This is a genomic window from Ectothiorhodospira lacustris (assembly GCF_022227845.1).
In the GTDB taxonomy this organism is placed as follows: domain Bacteria; phylum Pseudomonadota; class Gammaproteobacteria; order Ectothiorhodospirales; family Ectothiorhodospiraceae; genus Ectothiorhodospira; species Ectothiorhodospira lacustris.
Genome location: NZ_JAJNQN010000006.1, coordinates 121,202 through 140,658 on the forward strand (window position 1 = coordinate 121,202; position 19,457 = coordinate 140,658).

Here is a 19,457-nt window from a genome sequence, read left to right on the forward strand (position 1 = left end):
CGCAGGGCAATGGGCTGCCCCATGGTAAGATCCTCCCCGGTTTCCTCTGCAAGGTAGTCAGGCCGTGAATCTGCACATGCCCGCCTTTGAACAGGCCCGGATTATGGTGGTGGGCGATCTCATGCTGGATCGCTACTGGTCCGGGGCCACCGCCCGCATCTCCCCCGAGGCCCCGGTGCCCGTGGTTCACGTGAACGAGGTCGAGGAACGTCCCGGCGGGGCGGCCAACGTGGCCGTCAACCTGGCCCGGCTGGGGGTGCAGACCCGGCTGCTGGGCATCGTGGGCGAGGACGAGGCCGGCCATGCCCTGGAAGGGCTCCTGGTCCAGGCCCGGGTGAGCTGTGATTTCGCCCGCTCGTCCCGGGCGACCACCATCACCAAGCTGCGGGTCCTGAGCCGCCATCAGCAGTTGTTGCGCCTGGATTTCGAACAGCCCCTGGAGGCCGCGGATACCGCGTCCCTGCCGGATCGTCTGGCCGGGCATCTGGACGGGCAGGCGGTGGTGGTGCTGTCCGATTACGGCAAGGGGACCCTGGCCGAGGTGGCGCGGATGATCCGCATGGCCCGGGAGGCCCGGGTGCCGGTGCTGGTGGACCCCAAGGGGCGTGATTTCGAGCGTTACCGGGGCGCCACCCTGCTCACCCCCAATCTGGCCGAGTTCGAGGCCGTGGTGGGTCCCTGTCCCCATGACGATCTGCTCATAAGCCGAGGTGAACGGCTACGGACGGACCTGGAGCTGGAGGCCCTGCTCATCACCCTGAGCGAGCGGGGCATGCTGCTGCTGCGGGCGGGCCAGGATCCCCTGCACCTGCCCACCCGCGCCCGGGAGGTCTATGACGTGACCGGGGCGGGGGATACGGTGATCGCCGTCACGGCGGCGGCCCTGGGGGCCGGGCAGGATCTGGCCCAGGCGGCGGCCTTGGCCAATCTGGCGGCGGGTATCGTGGTGGGCAAGTTGGGGACCGGCTGCGTGACCCCGGCGGAGCTGCGGGCGGCGGTGCGGGGTCACCAGGGCGGCTGGAGCAGCCTGCTGTCGGAGCCGGACCTGTTGCTGGCGGTGCAGGAGGCTCGGGCCCAGGGCGAGCGAGTGGTGATGACCAATGGTTGCTTCGATATCCTCCATGCGGGGCATGTGGCCTATCTGGAGCAGGCCCGGCGCCTGGGGGACCGTCTCATCGTGGCGGTGAATGATGACGCCTCTGTGTGCCGTCTCAAGGGCCATGGGCGACCGGTGAATGGCCTGGAGCGACGCATGGCGGTGCTGGCGGGCCTGGCCTCGGTGGACTGGGTGGTGCCCTTCGGGGAAGACACGCCGGAGCGGTTGATCCATGCGGTGTCGCCGGACGTGCTGGTGAAGGGCGGGGATTACCGGCCCGAGGCGATCGTGGGTGGTGACCATGTCCGTGCCCAGGGTGGGCGGGTGGAAGTGTTGCCTTTCCTGGATGGGGTGTCCACCACCCGGGTCATCGACCGGATCCGGGGCACCTGACGACCATCTGACCGGCATGCGCGTACTCTATTCCCTGATCCTCTATGTCATCACGCCGCTGGTGCTGGCGCGGCTGCTCCAGCGCAGCCGCGCCAATCCGGATTATCGTCACCGCTGGAGGGAGCGCCTGGGCTGGTCGCCCCACCTGCCGGCGCGGCCCCGGCTGTGGGTGCATGCGGTCTCGGTGGGGGAGGTGGCGGCCGCCGCGGCGCTGGTGGCAGGGCTGCGGCGGCGGTTCCCCGGGCATGCCATCCTGATGACCACCACCACCCCTACCGGTTCCGCCGAGGTGATCCGGCGTTTCGGGAATTCGGTGGAACACTGTTATCTGCCCTATGATCTGCCCGATGGGGTGGCCCGCTTTCTGGCACGGGCGCGTCCCGAGCGGCTGCTGGTGATGGAGACCGAACTGTGGCCCAATCTGTATCGGGCCTGTGCCCGCCGGGGCATCCCGGTGATGGTGGTCAATGCCCGCCTGTCGGCCCGTTCTGCCCGTGGCTATGCCCGCATCCGGCCCCTGGTTCGGCAGACCCTGGCTCAGGTGTCCGGGATCGCGGCCCGGGGGGAGGAGGATGCCTGCCGTTTTCTGGCCTTGGGTGCCCGGCCGGATCAGGTGCGGGTGAGCGGCAACATCAAGTATGACCTGGCCTTGTCCGATGATCTGATCCGGGCCGCGGCCGAGTGGCGTGCACAGGTGGGGGAGCGACCGGTGTGGATCGCCGCCAGTACCCATCCGGGGGAGGACGAGCCGGTGCTGGCGGCGCACCGCTCCCTGCTGTCCCGTTGGCCCGGAGCCCTGCTGATCCTGGTGCCTCGCCATCCGGAGCGTTTCGACGCCGTGGCGGCCCTGTGCCGGGCGCAGGGGTTTGCCGTGGCGCGCCGCAGTGCCGGGCTGCCGCCCGAGGCTGGGGATACGGTATGGCTGGGGGATACCATGGGAGAGCTGATGCGGCTCTACGGGGTGGCCTCGGTGGCCTTCGTGGGGGGCAGTCTGGTACCCACCGGCGGGCATAACCCGCTGGAGCCGGCCGCCCATGGGGTGGCGGTGGTGACCGGTCCGCAGGTATTCAATTTCACTGAGGTTTACGAGGCCCTGGACCGGGCTGGGGGTGTGCGTCGGGTGGCGGATGCCGATGGGCTGGCCGCTGCGGTATCGACCCTGTGGTCGGACCTGGAGGCCCACCGGGCCATCACGGTGGCGGCCCGGCGGGTCCTGGATGAAAACCGGGGGGCGGTGGACCGGGTACTGGACTGGGTGGATCAGGCCTCTTGAAGGCCGGTTCGGGCGGGCGTCATCCCCGCATAGGTGGGAGCCGTCACTCCCGCGCAGACGGGAATCCGGGAGAGGCCGTCATTCCCGCGCAGGCGGGAATCCGGGAGAGGCCGTCATTCCCGCGCAGGCGGGAATCCAGGAGAGGCCGTCATTCCCGCGTAGGCGGGAATCCAGTTATGAACTGAAAGTTCTGGGCTCCCGCTTTCGCGGGAGTGACGGGAAGTGAAACGGGAGTGACGGGAAGTGAAACGGGAGTGATTGAAAAGGAACCGGGGGAATGGAAAGGACTCTGGGGTGAAGAACGGCCCGCGCGATGATGGAAAGGCCCCCTGGACGGACAGGGGCCTGATCAGGGATTCCCTAACGGATCAGGTTCAGGATTTCCTTGAATTTCGGGTGCCGGGAATCTTCCAGCCATTCAAACAGCACCGACTCGAAATTAGTGATGATCACCCCGGCTCGGGCCATGCGGTCCAGGGCATTGGCCTTGTTGCGCGGATCTCTTGAGCAGACGGCGTCTTCCACCACGAAGACCTGGAATCCGGCCTCTACCAGCAGCAGGGCGGTCTGCAGGACGCAGACATGGGATTCCATGCCGCAGATCACCACCTGAGGGCGCCCGGCACGCTTCACGGCACCCATGATGCCCTCGTCGCGGTAGCAGGAAAATGCGGTCTTCTCCAGCACTTGGACTGCTTCCGGCAGCATGCCCTGGATTTCACCGGCCGTGTGCCCGATACCCCCGGGGTATTGTTCGGTCACCGTGACCGGGACGCCCAGCACACCGGCACCCTGGGCCAGACTGCCCGCCCGTCGGTAGACTTCATTGCGGACATCGGACTCCATGGCCACGGCCAGCTTTGCCTGGATATCCACCACCAGGAGCTGGCTGTGCCTTGCACTGCAAAGGGGGGAGGGATGGGTATGATTCATCAGTCCAGCCAGGTGTTGATGGTGAGCAGGTCATTCTCGGTCAGGGTCCCTGCGGCCTGTTTCAGGCGCAGGGTATCCAGCAGGTAGTTATAGCGCACCTCGGCATAATCCCGTTCGGCCCGGAACACCTGGCGCAGTTCCAGCAGCACGTCCACGGCGGTGCGGGTGCCCACCTCGAATCCGGCCTCGGCGGCTTCGAAGGAGGCGCGGGTGGATTCCAGGGCCTGCTCCAGGGCATTGACCCGGGAAATGCCGGCGTTCACCGACAGGAAGGCACTGCGGGCCTGGCGTACGGTCTGACGCTCGGTCAGTTCCAGCTCCTCGCGGGCGGCGTCAAAGTTTTCCCGGGCCTCGCGGGTCAGGGAGCTGGTACGGCCGCCGGTGTAGAGGGGGACCCGCAACTGGATGCCGATCTGGGTGTCGCGACCGTCGAGAAGGTTACCGGCCGTCTCTCCGCCGGGGGCATTGTGAATATCCCGGTCGGTATAGCCGGCAGAGAGGCCCAGGGTGGGGTAGTGCCCGGCCCGCTGGCGCTTGATCTCCTCGGCGGCCACCTCGGTGCCGAAGCGGCGGGCGATCAGGCTCAGGTTGGCCTCCAGGGCGGTTTGCACCCATTGGTCCATATTTGCCGGTTCCGGCGAGACCAGGGGCATGCGTTCCGAGAGCAGGGCCAGTTGCTCGTGGAACTGGCCGGTGATGACCATGAGTTCCTCGCCGGCCAGATCCAGGCGGTTCAGGGCGGCGATCTCTTCGGCCACGGCCAGGTCGTACTGGGCCTGGGCTTCCTTGACGTCGGTGATGGCGATCAGGCCCACCTCGAAGCGGCGGTCCGCCTGTTCCAGTTGCCGGCCGATGGCCTCCTTTTCCGCGCGGGCGAAGGAGAGGTTGTCCTGGGCCGCCAGTACGTTGAAATAGGCCTCTGCCACCCGCAGGATCAGCTCCTGCCGGCTGGCGTCGCGTATCGCGGTGGCTTGGGCGATGCCCAGGTCCGCCTGGCGCAGGACCACATAGTTGCGGTGGTCATAGAGGGTCTGGTTCAGGGACAGCTCAAAACTGCTGGTCTGGTAGTCAAACGAGTTTCCGCCCCGCTCGGTATCCGTGTAGGCGTAGCCAACGCCGCCCTCGATCTGGGGTAGCAGGACCGATCTGGCCTGGGGCCGCTGTTCCAGGGCCGCCCGGAACTGGGCTTCGGCGGCGCGCAGTTGCGCGTCACGCTCCAGGGCAATGCGGTAGACCTCTACGAGATCGGTGGCCTGGACGGGGGCGGTTACTGCGGCAAATCCGACGAGGGCGGCCGCCAGCAGGGTCTTGGGAAAACGGATCATCGGTGTCTCCGGCCCGAGCGGGCAAGAAGGAAATATTCCATCAGTGAATCCTGATTATCCTACCGGGAACCGGAAAAAAATGCATAGGGGAAACGCTGAATAATTCCCTTTCCATCAACCCCGGTCATTCCCCTTTCGTCACGCCCGTCACCCCGTCACCCTCGTCACTCCCGCGAAAGCGGGAGTCCAGAATTTCCAGCCTACGAATGGATTCCCGCCTGCGCGGGAATGACGACCTTTCCTGGATTCCCGCCTGCGCGGGAATGACGTGCTCAGGACATCCTAGGGGGATCTGTCAGGACATCAGTAACAGGGCAGGCTTGGATCTACCTGGCGTGACCAGGCATCGATCCCGCCGGTGAGGTTGATGACGCGAGTGAAGCCCTGTCGTTCCAGCAGCATGCCCGCCTGCCGGCTGCGAATGCCGTGATGACAGATCATCACCAGTTCCCTGTCCGGCGGGATGTCTTCCACCAAGGACCCAAGCCGGTCAAGGGGAACCAGCCGTGAGTCCTGAATGTGGACGATGTCGTATTCCCAGGGCTCGCGCACGTCGATGAGCAACGGGGCATTGTCCCCTGCCTGATCCAGGTAAGTCTTGAGCTGGGGGGCGGTGAAGTGTTGCATGCCTGGCCCGTGGGGAAAGTCGTTCAAAAGGGTACTCAGGGGGGCGATCGGGTCGTGTTGCCTGCACCCGGCCACCCGGCCCATCCTGACTAGAAGATGAAATGGGGTCTGGGCTCGAAGCCCGTCAGGGGCTTGAGGCTGGTCTCGAACAGGACGTGGCGGATGAATTCGTTTTCGCCCTGTCGCATCACCAGCATGGCTTCCATCGCCGGCGGCTCACCCACCACAACGAAGAGCCGGCCGCCGGGGCTGAGCTGACGTTCGAAGCAGTCACGGTATTGAGCCATGGAGGCGGTGACGGCGATGACGTCGTAATGATCCCTTTGCCCGGTCCAGCCCTCTGCGGCATTGCCGGTCTCCAGGTGGATGTTGGTGATGCCGGCCTTGTCCAGATGCCTTTCGGCGGCGCGGGTGAAGGTCTTGTGGAGGTCGATGCTGTCCACCTGGTTGCCCAGACGGGCCAGACAGGCGGTCAGGTAGCCGGAGCCGGTGCCGATCTCCAGAATGACGTCCCGCGGCTGGATGTCCAGGGCCTGCAGGAGACGCCCTTCCACGGTGGGCCGCATCATGGCTTCATCCTGTCCCAGCGGGATTTCCAAGTCCGCGTAGGCCAGTTTTTGGTGGGCCCGGGGCACGAACAGTTCCCGGGGGATGTTCTCCATCACATCCAGTACCCTGGGGTCCAGCACGTCCCAGGGACGGACCTGCTGTTCAACCATATTGAAGCGAGCTTGATCCAGGTTCATGGTGGTTATCTGCCGTCTTGTGATTGTTATGGGAGTCCCGAGTGCGCCGGGTCTCGTGCTTTATCCGACTCGTTGAGTATCCGCAAAGCTGGCGGCGAGCTGCCGTTGGATCGGCAGGCTGCAAGATTAAGCCCTCACTAATGGTCGGGCAAGTCCTTGATGCTCTTGTGCAATGCGCAATGATGCCGATGGTGATCGGTCCAATGCGGCGTTGGTTTTGTGGCATGCTGCGGTTTAATGATCCGCGGCGACACCCCGGGAGGGACATCATGTTTGAAGCTGCCGAACTGGGACGCACTCTGTCCAAGGAAGCCTACGGCGCAGCGGTGCCCGATCTGCGTGCGGAACTGCTGGAGGCCCAGCGCCGCCTCAGGGATACCGATACCGCCGTGATCGTGATCGTGGAGGGGGTGGATGGCGTGGGTCGGGGAGAGGTGGTTAACCGTCTTAATGCCTGGCTGGATACGCGCGGGGTGGAGACCCATGCCTTCTGGGAAGCCACCAGTGATCAGCAAGCGCGGCCCCGGTTGTGGCGCTACTGGCAGGCGATGCCGGCGCGGGGCGGTATCGGCATCTTCTTCGGTGCCTGGTATTCAGAGCCCATTCGTCGGCATATCCGGGATGAATGGGATGAGGCCCGGTTGCATGAATCCCTGAGCCGCATCCGTGATTTCGAAAGTATGCTCGTGGCGGATGGGGCGCTGATCGTCAAGTTCTGGTTTCACCTGCCCCGGGATGAGCAGAAAACCCGTCTGAAACAGCGTCTCAAGGACCCTGCCAGCCGCTGGTACCGGTTGCCCAAAGGCAAGGAGCAGGCCACTCAGTATCGTCGGCTGGTGGAAACCGGTGAGCGGGTGATACGGGAAACGGACAGCGGTCTGGCCCCCTGGTATCTCATCGAGGCCACGGATCGGCGCTATCGGGACCTGACGGTGGGCCGTACCCTGCTGGATGCGATCCGTGAGCGGCTGGAGCTTTCGTCATCACCGGCCCTGTCCGTGACCCCCTCCCATGCCCCCAGTCTGCCGCCGGAGGACAGCGCCCGGATCACGGTGCTGGATCATCTGGATCTGACCCGGACGCTGGAGAAAACGGCTTATAAGGAACGACTGTCCAGGGCCCAGGCCCGATTGCGGGATCTGACCTGGCGCGCCAAGGATCAGGGGGTGGCTACGGTACTGGTGTTCGAAGGCTGGGATGCGGCTGGCAAGGGCGGGGCGATCCGGCGCCTGACCTCCGGTATTGATGCCCGGCTCTATCGGGTGGTGGCGGTGGCAGCCCCCACGGATGAGGAGCGCGCCCACCATTACCTGTGGCGTTTCTGGCGCCATGTGCCGCCGAAGGGACGGATGAAGGTATTCGATCGTTCCTGGTATGGGCGAGTGTTGGTGGAACGGGTGGAGGGGTTTGCCGCCGAGGATCGCTGGCGCCGTGCCTATCATGAGATCAATGATTTCGAGGAGCAGCTGACGGAGCACGGTATCGTGCTGGTGAAGTTCTGGTTGCACATCAGTGAGGAGGAGCAGCTGGCCCGTTTCAAGGAGCGGGAGGAGGTGGCCTACAAGCAGCATAAGATCACCGATGAGGACTGGCGCAATCGCCAGCAGTGGGAGGCCTACAAGGGGGCGGTCAACGAAATGGTGATTCGTACCAGTACGGAGTTTGCACCCTGGACCCTGGTGCCCGCCAATGACAAGCGCTACGGACGGGTGACGGTGCTGGAAACCGTGTGTCGACGGCTGGAAGCGGCGCTGCGACAACAGGAGTCCGAGTAGCTTCCGCTCCGGATCGAGGAAGATGCCGCCCTTGGTTGCAAACCGCCGCTGCCTGCTATAGCTTGGATCGCCACGAGGCTAGGGGTGCCCGCCGACAGGGCTCGGGCTGAGAAACACCCTTGGAACCTGAACCGGATCATACCGGCGGAGGGAAGCTTCGGATGAGCCTCTGCGCCTTCCGTCTCCCCCCGCCTTCACGCGAGGTAGACAGCAGCATGAGTGCCATCCCCCAGGATTTCGTCCGCAAGACCGCCCAGGTCTCCGAAGCGATCACCCGCCCCTTCCCCGGCTCCAGCAAGATCCACGTCACCGGTTCCCGCCCCGATATCCGGGTCCCCATGCGGGAAATTGCCTTGGCACCCACCCGAATGGGGGAGGGCAGTGAGGAGAACCCCTCCATCACCGTCTACGACACCTCCGGCCCCTATAGCGACCCCGCAGTGAAGATCAATCTACTGCAGGGCCTGCCCAGTGTGCGCGGACCCTGGATCGATGAGCGGGGGGATACCGAGGCACTGCCCGGCCCCAGTTCCCGTTATGGCCAGGCCCGCGCGGAAGACCCTGAACTGGCCCATCTGCGCTTTGAGCATATCCGTGCCCCCCGGCGTGCCCGCGCGGGTCACAACATCACCCAGATGCACTATGCCCGTCAGGGCATCGTCACCCCCGAGATGGAGTACGTGGCCATTCGGGAAAACTGTCGCCTGCAGGAGATGCGCGAGGACCCCCGTTACGCCGCGCTGCTGCGTCAGCACCCCGGTCAGCCCCTGGGGGCGAACATCCCGGATCTCATCACGCCGGAATTCGTCCGCGACGAAGTGGCCGCCGGGCGGGCGGTGATCCCCGCCAATATCAATCATCCGGAACTGGAGCCGATGATCATCGGGCGTAATTTCCGCGTGAAGATCAATACCAACATCGGCAACTCCTCCCTGACTTCCAGCATTGAGGAAGAGGTGGAAAAGCTGGTGTGGTCCTGCCGTTGGGGCGGCGACACGCTGATGGACCTGTCCACCGGCAAGCACATCCACGAGACCCGCGAATGGGTGCTGCGCAACAGCCCCGTACCCATCGGTACCGTACCCATCTACCAAGCCCTGGAGAAGGTGGACGGCAAGGCGGAGGCACTGACCTGGGAGCTGTTCCGGGATACCCTGATCGAGCAGGCGGAGCAGGGGGTGGATTACTTCACCATCCACGCCGGCGTATTGCTGCGTTATGTGCCCCTGACCGCCGGCCGGCTCACCGGCATCGTCTCCCGGGGTGGGTCCATCATGGCCAAGTGGTGTCTGGCCCATCATCAGGAGAACTTCCTCTACACCCATTTCCGGGAAATCTGCGAGATCATGCAGGCCTACGATGTGGCCTTCTCCCTGGGGGATGGCCTGCGCCCCGGTAGCCTGGCGGATGCCAACGACGCCGCCCAGTTCGCCGAACTGGAGACTCTGGGCGAGTTGACGAAAGTGGCCTGGGAACACGATGTGCAGGTGATGATCGAAGGCCCCGGCCACGTACCCCTGCATAAGGTCAAGGAAAATGTGGACAAGGAACTGACGGACTGTTTCGAGGCCCCCTTCTATACCCTGGGGCCGCTGGTGACGGACATCGCCCCCGCCTATGACCACATCACCTCCGGGATCGGTGCGGCTAACATCGGCTGGTACGGCACCGCCATGCTTTGCTATGTGACCCCCAAGGAGCACCTGGGGCTGCCCAACAAGGCGGATGTGCGCGACGGCATCATCACCTATCGCATTGCCGCGCATGCGGCGGATCTGGCCAAGGGCTTCCCCGGTGCCCAAGTGCGGGACAATGCCCTGTCCAAGGCCCGATTCGAGTTCCGCTGGGAGGACCAGTTCAACCTGTCGCTGGACCCGGAGCGTGCCCGGGACTTCCATGATGAGACCCTGCCCAAGGACGCCCACAAGGTGGCCCATTTCTGTTCCATGTGCGGCCCCCATTTCTGTTCCATGAAGATCACTCAGGATGTGCGTGAATACGCCGCCCGCCAGGGCGTATCGGCGGAAGAGGGCCTGGACAAGGGGATGCAGGAGAAGGCTCGGGAGTTCGTCAAGGGCGGCGCTCGGGTCTATCGGGAGGTCTGATTTTCCGGTGTCCGTCTAGCGAGGTGGCGGCCGGTATCGATAGGCCCTGGCCTTGATCCAGGGCGAAGACGGTCTGATGCCGGCTGCCCTGAGCATGTGTTCCAGGTCTTCTCCCACCCTGCCCAGCTCCTTGCGATAGGCAATGAGGCCATCCAGCAGGTCCGCGGCCAGGGAAGGGCGGGTCTGCAGGGGCGGGTCATCGTGGTCAGCCCGATCAATCTGCATGTGCGGTGCGCTCCCGATAGTGGGTGATGTGTCGGCCGCAAAACCTTCCTGGGTGAGTGACTTGCTGCCGGTATCCCGCCGTTCGGCGGGGATGTCCTCCTGCTTTGTGTGTAGTCCAATGGACGGCACCTTGCTAGTCTCGAGGCGGTGGCCGCTGCCGGGCGGCCTGTCCAGGCTGATCAGCACGCAGGTGTCAGTCCTGTCATGGATCAGATCATGATTCGCGATGGGCAGATGAGGTAGTCTTGGGTCAGACCGGTTGAGGGAATGGCAGCTGATGGTGGAACAGGCACGGCTTGAGCAGGAAAACCTCTGGCTGAGGGAGCGTCTTGCCACGCTCATCGAGGCGGCGAGGGACAACGAGCGCAAGCTGGACCGGATGACCGGGCTGGAAATGCGTCTGCTGGCCGCCGATGGCCTGATGGGAATCCTGTCCCTGTTGTTGGAGGAATTTCCCCGCGACTATGAGCTGGATCATGTGGGACTGGTACTCCATGACCCTGATGGGGTCATCAGCACGATACTGGACGCGGCCCTATGTCCTCGCGGGCTGTGGGCCTTGAAGCTGGCACCCTCTGCCGAGGATCTGAAAACACCGGCAGGACTCTATCTGGGAGACTATGCCGCCTGCCCCGAGGCCCTGCGCTTTGAGGGCTGCGGTGAGCTTGGCAGCGTGGCCCTGCTGCCGGTTCAGCGTGCGGGTCGATGCCTGGGGGTGCTGTCTCTGGGTAGCCGTTGCAGTGGCCGCTACGGGGAGGGGATGGATACTTACCTGCTCAGGCGTCTGGCGGCGGTGGTTGCCATCTGCATCGAGAATGCCCTGGCCGCCTGGCGGTTGCAGGAGTTGGGGGTGACCGATGCGCTCACCGGAGTGCGTAATCGTCGTTTCTTTGATCTGCGCCTGCAGGAGGAAATGACCCGGGTGGTACGGGAGCGCCAAAGCCTGGCGTGTCTGTTCGTGGATATTGACCACTTCAAGGCCGTGAACGATGGCTACGGTCACGGGGTCGGGGATCAGGTCATTTCGGCGGTGGCCCAGCGGCTGGGACGGCACCTGCGGGGCTCCGATCTGCTGGCGCGCTACGGTGGTGAGGAGTTCGTGATGCTCTTGCCGGGTCTGGATCGTCAGGAGGTGCGGGCCGTGGCCGAACGGGTCAGGCAGGTGGTGTGCGGCGGAGCCGTGGTGGTCGATGAGCATAGCCTGTCGGTGACGGTATCCATCGGGGTCGCACACTGGCCGACCCAACGCCTGGTCGGTCAGGATCCGTCCGTCGCGGCTCAGACGCTGCTGCGGGAGGCGGATGAGGCCCTGTTGCGTGCCAAGGGCGACGGACGCAACCGGGTGGTGATGGCAGGTCTGCCGCCCCCGGACGCCATGTCACTGGAACTGCTGCCGCTGGGGCTATAGGGATAGGGGTAGGGTATGAGCAGCTTCTATTCCGGCTCACCGAACTTGTCATTGATCAGGCCTTCCAGGGCCTTCAGGGCGGCTTCGGCATCCTCGCCTTCCGCGATCAGGCGCACGGTGCTGCCCTTGCTGGCCGCCAGCATCATGACGCCCATGATGCTCTTGCCGTTCACGCGCCGAGTGCCCTTTTCCACCTCCAGACCGGCGTCGAAGCTGCTGGCCAGATTGACGAACTTGGCGGCGGCGCGGGCATGCATGCCTAGGCGGTTGATGATGATGAGTTCGCGGCTGGGCATTTAGCTGTGGGTCTCGCAGAGCAGGATGCCGTCATGGCCCCCGCTGATGGCCTTGTTGACCAGTTCATGCAGACGCAGGTTTGGATAGTTGAGTACCCGTACCAGCATGGGCAGGTTCACACCGGCAATGACCTGTACCTTCGGTTGTTGCAGCAGGCGGTTGGCGATGTTGCTGGGCGTGGAGCCGTACATGTCCGTCAGGACCAGGACGCCGTCACCCTGGTTCAGGCGCTGGTAAAGGTCCACTGCACGGTCCAGCAGGACGTCCGGGTCACCGGACTGGGAAACCGCCAGGCACCGAGTTTCCAGGGGAATGGTGCCCATCATGGATCGGGCTGTACTCAGCAGGTCCTCGCCAATTTGATTGTGAGTGATGATGAGAAGTCCGACGGACATGGGTGCATACCGGTTCTGGTTCAGGAAAGTTCCCGGTGACGGGTGCTCACACCGTCGCCTCTGATTTCACGAAAATGGCGGGAGAGTCTCTCGGTCAGGTAGACCGAGCGGTGACGTCCCCCGGTACAGCCGATGGAAACGGTCAGATAGCTGCGATTGTCGTTCTCGAATTGGGGTATCCAGGTGGTGAGGAAGTCGCGCAATGAGTCGAACATCGCTGCCACCATGGGTTCGTTCTCCAGGAAACGGATCACCGCCGGATCCTTGCCGGTAAAGGCCGATAAACCCGGCTGCCAGTGTGGATTAGGCAGACAGCGTACATCGAATACGAAATCCGAGTCTACCGGGGAGCCGTACTTGAAGCCGAAGGACTGGATCAGCAGCGACAGTCCCCGCAGGCCGGCCTGACGGACCCGCTCCCGAATGGACTGGCTGAGTTGGTGAACATTGGTGCGGGTGGTGTCGATGGCCAGATCAGCATGATCGGCGATGACACCCAGCAGATTCCGCTCCAGATTGATGGCCTCCATCAGGGGAATGCCACGGCGGGCCAGGGGGTGGCGGCGGCGTGTCTCGCTGAAGCGGCGGAGCAGGGTTTCGAGTTCCGCATACAGAAAGATGATCTGCAACTCCACACCCATGGCACGAATCTCGTTGACAATACGGCCGAACTGGTCGAGAGACTCGATGCCGCTGCGGGCATCGATGCCGACGGCCGCTTCACCGTAGCCGGCCTGAGGGGACTGACGGAGTTGGCTGACCACCGCCGGCAACAATTCCAGATGGAGGTTGTCGATGCAGTAGTAGCCGGCATCTTCCAGGGCGTGCAGGGCCACGGTCTTGCCTGATCCGGATAGCCCGCTGACAATGACGAGCTTCATGGGTCGATCTGCATCTGACGCCGCTGCCGTGCGGCCAGGTCGTCGGCGGCAAAATAGCCGCGCAGGCGCAGCAGGTGGTTGCGCACGGCCGCCTCCACCATCACCGCCAGGTTGCGGCCGGAGGCCACGGGCAGGGTGATGACCGGTACCTTCAGGCCCAGTACCTCCCGGTTGCACCGCCCCCCATGGAGGCGGTCGATATCTGCGAATGTGACATCGACCTGGTCTTTCAGATCGATGATCAGACGCAGGTATTTGCTGGTCTTGATGGCGCTGTCACCGTACATGGCACGAATGTTCAGGACGCCCAGTCCCCGGACCTCCAGAAAGTTTTCCAGCACCGGCGGGCAGGTACCTCGCAGGATGTCCGGGGCGATACGGGCAAATTCGGGGGCATCATCAGCAATCAGACGGTGTCCGCGGCTGATGAGTTCCAGCGCCAGTTCGCTTTTGCCGATGGCGCTTTCTCCCGTCAGCAGAACCCCGATGCCCAGTACTTCCATGAAGACACCGTGCAGGGTGACGGTCTCCGCCAATTTGTCGCTGAAGAAATAGCGCAGGATATTGATGATTTCGTGGCCGTGCAGGGTGGTGGCCAGCAGGGGCACCGACTGCTTGTCCGCCAGTGCGCACAGTTCCGGCTGAGCCGCCAGACCGTCGGTGACGATCAGGATGGCAGCGGTCCCGTTGACCAGCTGTTCCAGGATATCCCGCTGGGAGTTCTTGCGCAGGTTCCACAGGTAACGCATTTCATCCGGACCCAGTACCTGGATCTGGTTGGGATGGATGATGTTCAGGTGCCCGACCAGTGAAGTGCTGCCGTGGGGCGTGGCCTGGTGAGCGATACGTCGCTCGCTGCCTTGGTGACCGGCCACCCAGCGCAGGGCGAGGCGCTCTTCCATGGCCTCGACGACATGGCGGACGGTGAGGGTTTCGATGGTCACGGCTGTGCGGGGCTTTCGGTATCCCAGTGGTGTACCAATGCCAGCAGATCTTCCGGTCCCTGGGCGCTGCGCAGCCTTGCCAGAGTCTCCGGATCAGAGAACATGCGGGCCAGCAACGCGAGGATCTGCAGGTGTTCGTCGGTACATTCGGTCGGGACCACCAGGGCGAACAGGATGTCCACGGGTTCGCTGTCCGGGGCATCATAGTCTACCCCCTTTCCCAGTTTGAGCAGGGCGGCACAGGCTTCGTCAGCGCCGGCCAGACGGCCGTGGGGAATGGCGACGCCATGCCCCAGGCCGGTGCTGCCCAGGCGTTCCCGGGCCAGCAGACTGTCGAAGATCTCTCCCTGGGTCAGCCTGGGCAGGTGGCTCGAAAGCATTTCACCCAGCATCTCCAGAGCGCGTTTCTTGCTGCTGACGTCCGGCAGACAGCAGACGCGCTCCGGGGCGAGAAGATCACCGATGTTCATGGATGTCTCACCCGACGTGGTTGCGGTGGGAGCCTTCGGCGCGGTGGTGGTCCTTGAGCTTTTCCTTGTGCTTGACCACCTGGCGGTCCAGCTTGTCGACCAGGGCATCGATGGCGGCATACATGTCGGCTTGGGTGGCATCGGCAAAGATGGTGTTGCCGCTGACCAGCATGTTGGCTTCCGCCTTCTGCTGCAGTTTCTCCACGGTCAGGACCACATGCACGTCAATGACGTTGTCGAAGTGGCGCTCCAGGCGCTGGAACTTGTCATTGACATAGTCGCGCAGGGCGTCGGTCAGGTCCACGTGATGACCGGTGAGGTTGATCTGCATGAGGTAACTCCTTGGTTAGGATGTGAATGTGAGGCCTTGGGAACTCAGACGAGGCGCTTGCGTTCGTTGGATGGCGGGATTGCCATGGCCTCGCGATACTTGGCAACGGTGCGCCTCGCTACCTGGATGCCCCGATCCACCAGGATCTGGGCAATCTTGCTGTCACTCAGGGGCTTGCCCTGGGGCTCTTCGGCAATCAATTTGCGGATCATGGCACGGATGGCCGTGGCGGAGCACTCCCCCCCATCGGCCGTCCCCACATGACTGGAGAAGAAATACTTGAATTCGTAAATCCCTTTCGGGGTGTGCATGTACTTCTGGGTGGTGACACGGGAGATGGTGGATTCATGCATCTCCAACTGCTCGGCGATGTCCCGCAGCACCAGGGGTTTCATGGCCTCGTCGCCGTGTTCCAGAAAGGCGCGCTGATGCTCCACAATGGCGGTGCCTACCCGCAGCAAGGTTTCGTTGCGGCTTTGCAGGCTCTTGATGAACCAGCGGGCCTCTTGCAGGCTATTGCGCAGGTAGACGTTATCCTGACTGGAATCGGCCCGCCGTACAAAGCTGGCATAAAGCGGGTTCACTCGCAACCGGGGGGCGACTTCCGGGTTCAGTTCCACCTGCCAGTATCCCTCGCGCTTGCGCACGAAGACGTCGGGAATGATGTATTCCGGTGAGCTGGAGCTGATCAGGGTGCCCGGGCGGGGATTCAGGCTCTGTATCAGGGCCATCACCGCCTGCAGTTCTCCGTCGGCCAGTCCCAGTCGGCGCTGTACGCCTTTGAAATCACGGGTACCCAGGGCTTCGAGATGATCGCGCACCAGGGTCCTGGCCTCGGCCAGCCAGGCGGTATCCGGCGAGAACTGCTCCAGCTGCAGCAGCAGGCATTCTGAGAGATCGCGCGCGCCCACGCCCACGGGGTCCAAGTGCTGGACCATGCGCAGTACGGCTTCCACCTCATCCAGCTCCAGTTCCAGTTCCTGGTCCTGAGCCAGTCCGGCATGGATCTGTTCGATGGGTTCCCCCAGGTAACCGTCATCGTTGATGGCGTCGATGAGGGTCATGGCAATGACCTGATCCCGCTCGCTCAGGGGGGACAGGTTGATCTGCCAGAGCAGGTGATCACGCAGGTCCTCACCGGGGGCACTCTGGTTCTCGAACAGGTCGCGACCGTCGCCGTCCCCCCCCTGGCCGCCGCCGGTTGCCGGCATGTCGTAGAGGTCTTCCCAGTTGCTGTCCACCGGCAGCTCTTCGGGAATGTTCTCCGAGGCATCGCCTGTGCCGCCCGGTTCCGCGGGCTCTTCGAATTCCCGGCCCCCCGCATCCTTGTCGGTGCTGTCCGGCCTGCTGTCCATCTCTTCCCGCTGGGCCGCCGCCTCGTCCACACCGGTATCCAGGTCGGCGTCGGCGCCTTCCAGGGCTTCCAGCATCGGGTTGGTCTCCAGCGTCTCCTGGATCTGGGCCTGTAGCTCCAATGTGGACAGCTGCAGCAGCCGGATGGCCTGCTGCAGCTGTGGTGTCATGGTAAGGCTCTGGCCGAGACGGAGCTGGACAGAAGGTTTCAGCATAGGATGTGGCGTACCACCGGAGTCGTCAGGCAGGCGTTGAGTGGTCCCGGCAGTGTCGACGGCTCTTTTCCGTCATGCGCGGGGTCTGTCATCCGGATTATACGGCTTGGCACGAAAAATGTGACCCAGTGTGGGGAAACCATGAGATGGCTCAAAAACTGTACTTTCATAGTCGGAAATGGTCGCCCAGATAGACCCGTCTGACCTGGGGGTCGGCCAGCACCACTTCCGGCGGCCCTTCGCTGATCAGATGCCCGTCGCTCAGGATATAGGCGCGGTTGCAGATGCCCAGGGTCTCGCGAACGTTGTGATCGGTGATCAGCACCCCGATCTTGCGCGATACCAGATGGGTGATGATGCGCTGGATCTCGATCACGGAAATGGGGTCCACTCCGGCAAAGGGCTCATCCAGCAGGATGAAGGCCGGCTCCGTGGCCAGGGCGCGGGCAATCTCCACCCGGCGCCGCTCGCCACCCGAGAGACTGATGCCCAGGCTCTCGCGGATGTGCATGATCTGAAACTCTTCCAGCAGGGATTCCATGTGTTCATGGCGCTGGGCGCGGTTGAGGTCGCGGCGTGTTTCCAGTACGGCAAGGAGATTGTCTTCCACCGACAGCTTGCGAAACACCGAGGCCTCCTGGGGCAGATAGCCGATCCCCAGTTGCGCCCGGGCATGCATGGGTAGGGGGGTGATGTCCTTGTCGTCCAACTCGATGCGGCCGCCGTCGCAGGGGATGAGGCCGACGATCATGTAAAAGCAGGTGGTCTTGCCGGCCCCGTTGGGACCCAGCAGGCCGACGACTTCGCCGCTGTTCACCTGCAGAGAAACGCCGTCCACCGGTTTGCGGGCACGGTACTGTTTGACCAGGTCGCGGGTCTGCAGGCGGCTCATCGTGCGCCCTCGGCCGGGGCGGGAGCCTGATCCCTGGGAGTGAAGATCGCTTCGACGCGCCCGGTATCCCCGGTACGGGCTTCCAGGGTGGCCGTGCGCAGGTCATAGATGATGCGGCTGCCCCGGAACTCGTCCGCGCCCTGCCGGACGCGGGCACTGCCGCTCAGTTCCATGCGTTGCTCGGTGGGAAAGAACTCCATGCGTGCGGCCTCGGCACGGACTTCCCGCCCCTGCGGGTCCTGGGTGCGCAGAGTTGCCGGTCGGCCTTCCGAGGTCATGCGCTCCAGGACCCGGCCCGGCGTATGGACCGTGACTGTATCACCGGTGATTTCCGTGGCGCCCTGGGTAATGCGTACACCGCCGCGGTAGGTGCTGATGCCTCGGTTGTCGTCCAGGGTGGCCGAGTCCGCCTCGATCCGGATGGGCAATGTCCGGTCCACCTGTGCCTGGAGCGGTCCGGCCAGCAGCAGGATGGCCAGTGCCGGGATCATGAGCCGCCCAGGGAGGCATTGAAAAACTCCCTCGCCGTCGCTCCCGCGAGGGCGGGAGCCCATGCTTTTCACTCCGTGACTGGATGCCCGCTTGCGCGGGAATGACGACCTGAGGAAGGCCGGCCGCATTCTGCTGGACCTTGATTCCCGCGGGTGCGGAAATGGCTGACTTGGAGCAACCCTAGTGGGGAACATAGACACCCCGTGCGTCACGTTTGAGTTCCAGAATTTCATGCCGAAGGTCCAGGAACAGACCTAGACCCTCGGCCTCCTGATAGGTGGTCCGCAGGTGTGCCGGGGCGTCGGTGACGGCCTGACGGGGGCCCGGCCAGAGGGTGGTGTCCCTGGTGGTGATGGTGATCGGACCTCGCTCGCCCTCGGCGGCGCGGTGGATGTGTACCTCGCCCAGCAATTTGACTTCATCGCCGGCGGGGGAGATCCAGCCCTGCTCTGAGCGCAGGGTCCAGGTGGCGCCGGGGCTGTACCGCAGGATCAGTACCGGGGTTTCCAGCCAGCGGGACCCGTCCGCCTGACGCTGTTCCATACGCTGACCGCGAAGCTGGTAACGGGGTTCACCAAGGGGGTCCATATGGATGGCCGCGTATTGTTCCAGAAAGAAATCGGTCCCTTCGGTGGCCGCCTCTTCCAGCACCCGTCGGCGTTCATCGGCGTCCCGTGCCAGCCAGAAGCCGATGGCCGCAGCCAGGCTCAGCAGCGCGATCAAGAACAGGGAGGGCAGCTTCATCCCAGGTAGGTGGTCAGGGCGGCCTGCAGGGTGCCCTGGGCCTCCATGATGAATTCACAGGCCTCCCGGGCGGCGCCTCGCCCCCCCGGTTGCCGGGTCACATAGTGGGCGTGCTCCCTGACCAGGGCATGGGCATCGGCCACCGCAATGGCCAGGGCCACCCGGCGCATCACCGGCAGGTCCACCACATCATCGCCCACATAGGCGGTTTCCTCGGCGCTGACGCCGGCATCTGTCAGCAGGCCGTCCAGGGCCTCCAGCTTATCGCGCCGGCCCTGGACCACGAGCCGGATTCCCAGATCCTGCATCCGGTGCTCCACGACCCCTGAACGCCGGCCCGTGAGGATGCCCACCTGAACGCCGCTGTCCGCCAGCATGCGCATGCCCTGCCCATCCTTGCTGTTGAAGGCCTTGTACTGGCGCCCGTCATCGTCCAGGAACAGACTGCCGTCGGTGAGCACGCCATCCACGTCGAAGATGACGAAGCGCACCCGTCGTGCGCGTTCAGTGAGAGTATCGGTCATGGGCTAAGATACC

21 protein-coding genes and 1 riboswitch are annotated in these 19,457 nt (G+C 64.0%); of the genes, 5 read left to right on the plus strand and 16 right to left on the minus strand.

Annotated elements, in window-relative coordinates; genetic code table 11:
* The first annotated feature begins 64 nt into the window (after positions 1–64).
* Positions 65–1,489, plus strand: a complete 1,425-nt coding sequence (hldE, locus tag LQ956_RS06550; protein WP_238629437.1) for a bifunctional D-glycero-beta-D-manno-heptose-7-phosphate kinase/D-glycero-beta-D-manno-heptose 1-phosphate adenylyltransferase HldE — start codon at positions 65–67, stop codon at positions 1,487–1,489.
* A 16-nt stretch (positions 1,490–1,505) separates the two neighbouring features.
* Positions 1,506–2,762, plus strand: a complete 1,257-nt coding sequence (gene waaA, locus LQ956_RS06555) for a lipid IV(A) 3-deoxy-D-manno-octulosonic acid transferase (protein ID WP_238630370.1) — start codon at positions 1,506–1,508, stop codon at positions 2,760–2,762.
* Positions 2,763–3,122: 360 nt separating this feature from the next.
* Here waaA and LQ956_RS06560 read toward each other — a convergent pair whose 3' ends face one another.
* From LQ956_RS06560 to LQ956_RS06575, 4 genes are all read right to left on the minus strand, one after another.
* On the minus strand, positions 3,123–3,695 hold the full coding sequence (locus tag LQ956_RS06560) for a hydrolase (RefSeq protein ID WP_238622074.1): 573 nt from the start codon (positions 3,693–3,695) through the stop codon (positions 3,123–3,125).
* On the minus strand, positions 3,695–5,020 hold the full coding sequence (locus tag LQ956_RS06565; RefSeq protein WP_238622073.1) for a TolC family outer membrane protein: 1,326 nt from the start codon (positions 5,018–5,020) through the stop codon (positions 3,695–3,697). The genes LQ956_RS06560 and LQ956_RS06565 overlap by 1 nt, the downstream gene beginning before the upstream one ends.
* Positions 5,021–5,323: 303 nt before the next feature.
* Positions 5,324–5,647, minus strand: coding sequence for a rhodanese-like domain-containing protein (locus LQ956_RS06570; RefSeq protein ID WP_238622072.1), 324 nt, complete (start codon positions 5,645–5,647; stop codon positions 5,324–5,326).
* Positions 5,648–5,736: 89 nt separating this feature from the next.
* Positions 5,737–6,393, minus strand: a complete 657-nt coding sequence (locus LQ956_RS06575) for a protein-L-isoaspartate O-methyltransferase family protein (protein WP_238622071.1) — start codon at positions 6,391–6,393, stop codon at positions 5,737–5,739.
* A 269-nt stretch (positions 6,394–6,662) separates the two neighbouring features.
* Between LQ956_RS06575 and pap the strand changes: the two genes are divergently transcribed.
* Together pap and thiC are read left to right on the plus strand one after the other, a co-directional pair.
* Entirely contained in the window at positions 6,663–8,168 is a 1,506-nt protein-coding gene (gene pap, locus LQ956_RS06580) for a polyphosphate:AMP phosphotransferase (protein ID WP_238622070.1), read from the plus strand.
* 70 nt (positions 8,169–8,238) lie between these two features.
* Positions 8,239–8,338, plus strand: a riboswitch (TPP riboswitch).
* 45 nt (positions 8,339–8,383) lie between these two features.
* Entirely contained in the window at positions 8,384–10,273 is a 1,890-nt protein-coding gene (gene thiC, locus LQ956_RS06585; protein WP_238629438.1) for a phosphomethylpyrimidine synthase ThiC, read from the plus strand.
* Positions 10,274–10,288: 15 nt separating this feature from the next.
* Here the strand turns inward: thiC and LQ956_RS06590 are convergent, their stop codons facing one another.
* Positions 10,289–10,684 carry a hypothetical protein gene (locus LQ956_RS06590; protein WP_238622068.1) on the minus strand — a complete coding sequence of 132 codons (396 nt, stop codon included), beginning with the start codon at positions 10,682–10,684 and terminating at the stop codon, positions 10,289–10,291.
* Positions 10,685–10,775: 91 nt separating this feature from the next.
* On the opposite strand from LQ956_RS06590, the gene LQ956_RS06595 reads away from it, so the two are divergent.
* Complete coding sequence (locus tag LQ956_RS06595; protein ID WP_238622067.1) at positions 10,776–11,906, plus strand: GGDEF domain-containing protein; 1,131 nt, start codon at positions 10,776–10,778, stop codon at positions 11,904–11,906.
* Positions 11,907–11,932: 26 nt separating this feature from the next.
* On the opposite strand, the gene LQ956_RS06600 is transcribed toward LQ956_RS06595, so the two are convergent.
* The 11 genes from LQ956_RS06600 to LQ956_RS06650 all read right to left on the minus strand — a co-directional run bounded on the left by LQ956_RS06600 (position 11,933) and on the right by LQ956_RS06650 (position 19,444).
* Positions 11,933–12,202 (minus strand): HPr family phosphocarrier protein, encoded by a 270-nt coding sequence (locus LQ956_RS06600; RefSeq protein WP_238622066.1) that lies wholly within the window; start codon positions 12,200–12,202, stop codon positions 11,933–11,935.
* Complete coding sequence (locus LQ956_RS06605; RefSeq protein ID WP_238622065.1) at positions 12,203–12,598, minus strand: PTS sugar transporter subunit IIA; 396 nt, start codon at positions 12,596–12,598, stop codon at positions 12,203–12,205.
* A gap of 20 nt (positions 12,599–12,618) precedes the next feature.
* On the minus strand, positions 12,619–13,479 hold the full coding sequence (rapZ, locus tag LQ956_RS06610; RefSeq protein WP_238622064.1) for an RNase adapter RapZ: 861 nt from the start codon (positions 13,477–13,479) through the stop codon (positions 12,619–12,621).
* On the minus strand, positions 13,476–14,423 hold the full coding sequence (hprK, locus tag LQ956_RS06615) for an HPr(Ser) kinase/phosphatase (RefSeq protein WP_238622063.1): 948 nt from the start codon (positions 14,421–14,423) through the stop codon (positions 13,476–13,478). Before hprK ends, rapZ begins: the two co-directional genes overlap by 4 nt.
* Positions 14,420–14,893 (minus strand): PTS sugar transporter subunit IIA, encoded by a 474-nt coding sequence (locus tag LQ956_RS06620; protein WP_238622062.1) that lies wholly within the window; start codon positions 14,891–14,893, stop codon positions 14,420–14,422. The genes hprK and LQ956_RS06620 overlap by 4 nt, the downstream gene beginning before the upstream one ends.
* Before the next feature lie 7 nt (positions 14,894–14,900).
* Positions 14,901–15,224, minus strand: a complete 324-nt coding sequence (gene hpf / locus LQ956_RS06625; protein WP_238622061.1) for a ribosome hibernation-promoting factor, HPF/YfiA family — start codon at positions 15,222–15,224, stop codon at positions 14,901–14,903.
* A gap of 44 nt (positions 15,225–15,268) precedes the next feature.
* The gene (locus LQ956_RS06630; RefSeq protein ID WP_238622060.1) at positions 15,269–16,792 is read right to left on the minus strand and encodes an RNA polymerase factor sigma-54; all 1,524 of its coding nucleotides are present in this window, start codon (positions 16,790–16,792) and stop codon (positions 15,269–15,271) included.
* Positions 16,793–16,958: 166 nt separating this feature from the next.
* On the minus strand, positions 16,959–17,684 hold the full coding sequence (lptB, locus tag LQ956_RS06635) for an LPS export ABC transporter ATP-binding protein (protein ID WP_238622059.1): 726 nt from the start codon (positions 17,682–17,684) through the stop codon (positions 16,959–16,961).
* Positions 17,681–18,175 (minus strand): lipopolysaccharide transport periplasmic protein LptA, encoded by a 495-nt coding sequence (lptA, locus tag LQ956_RS06640; protein WP_238622058.1) that lies wholly within the window; start codon positions 18,173–18,175, stop codon positions 17,681–17,683. The genes lptB and lptA overlap by 4 nt, the downstream gene beginning before the upstream one ends.
* Positions 18,176–18,356: 181 nt before the next feature.
* Complete coding sequence (lptC, locus tag LQ956_RS06645; protein WP_238622057.1) at positions 18,357–18,920, minus strand: LPS export ABC transporter periplasmic protein LptC; 564 nt, start codon at positions 18,918–18,920, stop codon at positions 18,357–18,359.
* Complete coding sequence (locus tag LQ956_RS06650) at positions 18,917–19,444, minus strand: KdsC family phosphatase (protein ID WP_238622056.1); 528 nt, start codon at positions 19,442–19,444, stop codon at positions 18,917–18,919. Before LQ956_RS06650 ends, lptC begins: the two co-directional genes overlap by 4 nt.
* Positions 19,445–19,457 lie beyond the last annotated feature (13 nt).

Excerpts from the sequence above, each read along its gene's own strand:
- waaA (WP_238630370.1), top strand. The coding sequence starts at position 1,506 with ATGCGCGTACTCTATTCCCTGATCCTCTATGTCATCACGCCGCTGGTG.
- LQ956_RS06560 (WP_238622074.1), bottom strand. The coding sequence starts at position 3,695 with ATGAATCATACCCATCCCTCCCCCCTTTGCAGTGCAAGGCACAGCCAG.
- LQ956_RS06565 (WP_238622073.1), bottom strand. The coding sequence starts at position 5,020 with ATGATCCGTTTTCCCAAGACCCTGCTGGCGGCCGCCCTCGTCGGATTT.
- LQ956_RS06570 (WP_238622072.1), bottom strand. The coding sequence starts at position 5,647 with ATGCAACACTTCACCGCCCCCCAGCTCAAGACTTACCTGGATCAGGCA.
- LQ956_RS06575 (WP_238622071.1), bottom strand. The coding sequence starts at position 6,393 with ATGAACCTGGATCAAGCTCGCTTCAATATGGTTGAACAGCAGGTCCGT.
- pap (WP_238622070.1), top strand. The coding sequence starts at position 6,663 with ATGTTTGAAGCTGCCGAACTGGGACGCACTCTGTCCAAGGAAGCCTAC.
- thiC (WP_238629438.1), top strand. The coding sequence starts at position 8,384 with ATGAGTGCCATCCCCCAGGATTTCGTCCGCAAGACCGCCCAGGTCTCC.
- LQ956_RS06595 (WP_238622067.1), top strand. The coding sequence starts at position 10,776 with ATGGTGGAACAGGCACGGCTTGAGCAGGAAAACCTCTGGCTGAGGGAG.
- LQ956_RS06600 (WP_238622066.1), bottom strand. The coding sequence starts at position 12,202 with ATGCCCAGCCGCGAACTCATCATCATCAACCGCCTAGGCATGCATGCC.
- LQ956_RS06605 (WP_238622065.1), bottom strand. The coding sequence starts at position 12,598 with ATGTCCGTCGGACTTCTCATCATCACTCACAATCAAATTGGCGAGGAC.
- rapZ (WP_238622064.1), bottom strand. The coding sequence starts at position 13,479 with ATGAAGCTCGTCATTGTCAGCGGGCTATCCGGATCAGGCAAGACCGTG.
- LQ956_RS06620 (WP_238622062.1), bottom strand. The coding sequence starts at position 14,893 with ATGAACATCGGTGATCTTCTCGCCCCGGAGCGCGTCTGCTGTCTGCCG.
- hpf (WP_238622061.1), bottom strand. The coding sequence starts at position 15,224 with ATGCAGATCAACCTCACCGGTCATCACGTGGACCTGACCGACGCCCTG.
- LQ956_RS06630 (WP_238622060.1), bottom strand. The coding sequence starts at position 16,792 with ATGCTGAAACCTTCTGTCCAGCTCCGTCTCGGCCAGAGCCTTACCATG.
- lptB (WP_238622059.1), bottom strand. The coding sequence starts at position 17,684 with ATGAGCCGCCTGCAGACCCGCGACCTGGTCAAACAGTACCGTGCCCGC.
- lptA (WP_238622058.1), bottom strand. The coding sequence starts at position 18,175 with ATGATCCCGGCACTGGCCATCCTGCTGCTGGCCGGACCGCTCCAGGCA.
- lptC (WP_238622057.1), bottom strand. The coding sequence starts at position 18,920 with ATGAAGCTGCCCTCCCTGTTCTTGATCGCGCTGCTGAGCCTGGCTGCG.
- LQ956_RS06650 (WP_238622056.1), bottom strand. The coding sequence starts at position 19,444 with ATGACCGATACTCTCACTGAACGCGCACGACGGGTGCGCTTCGTCATC.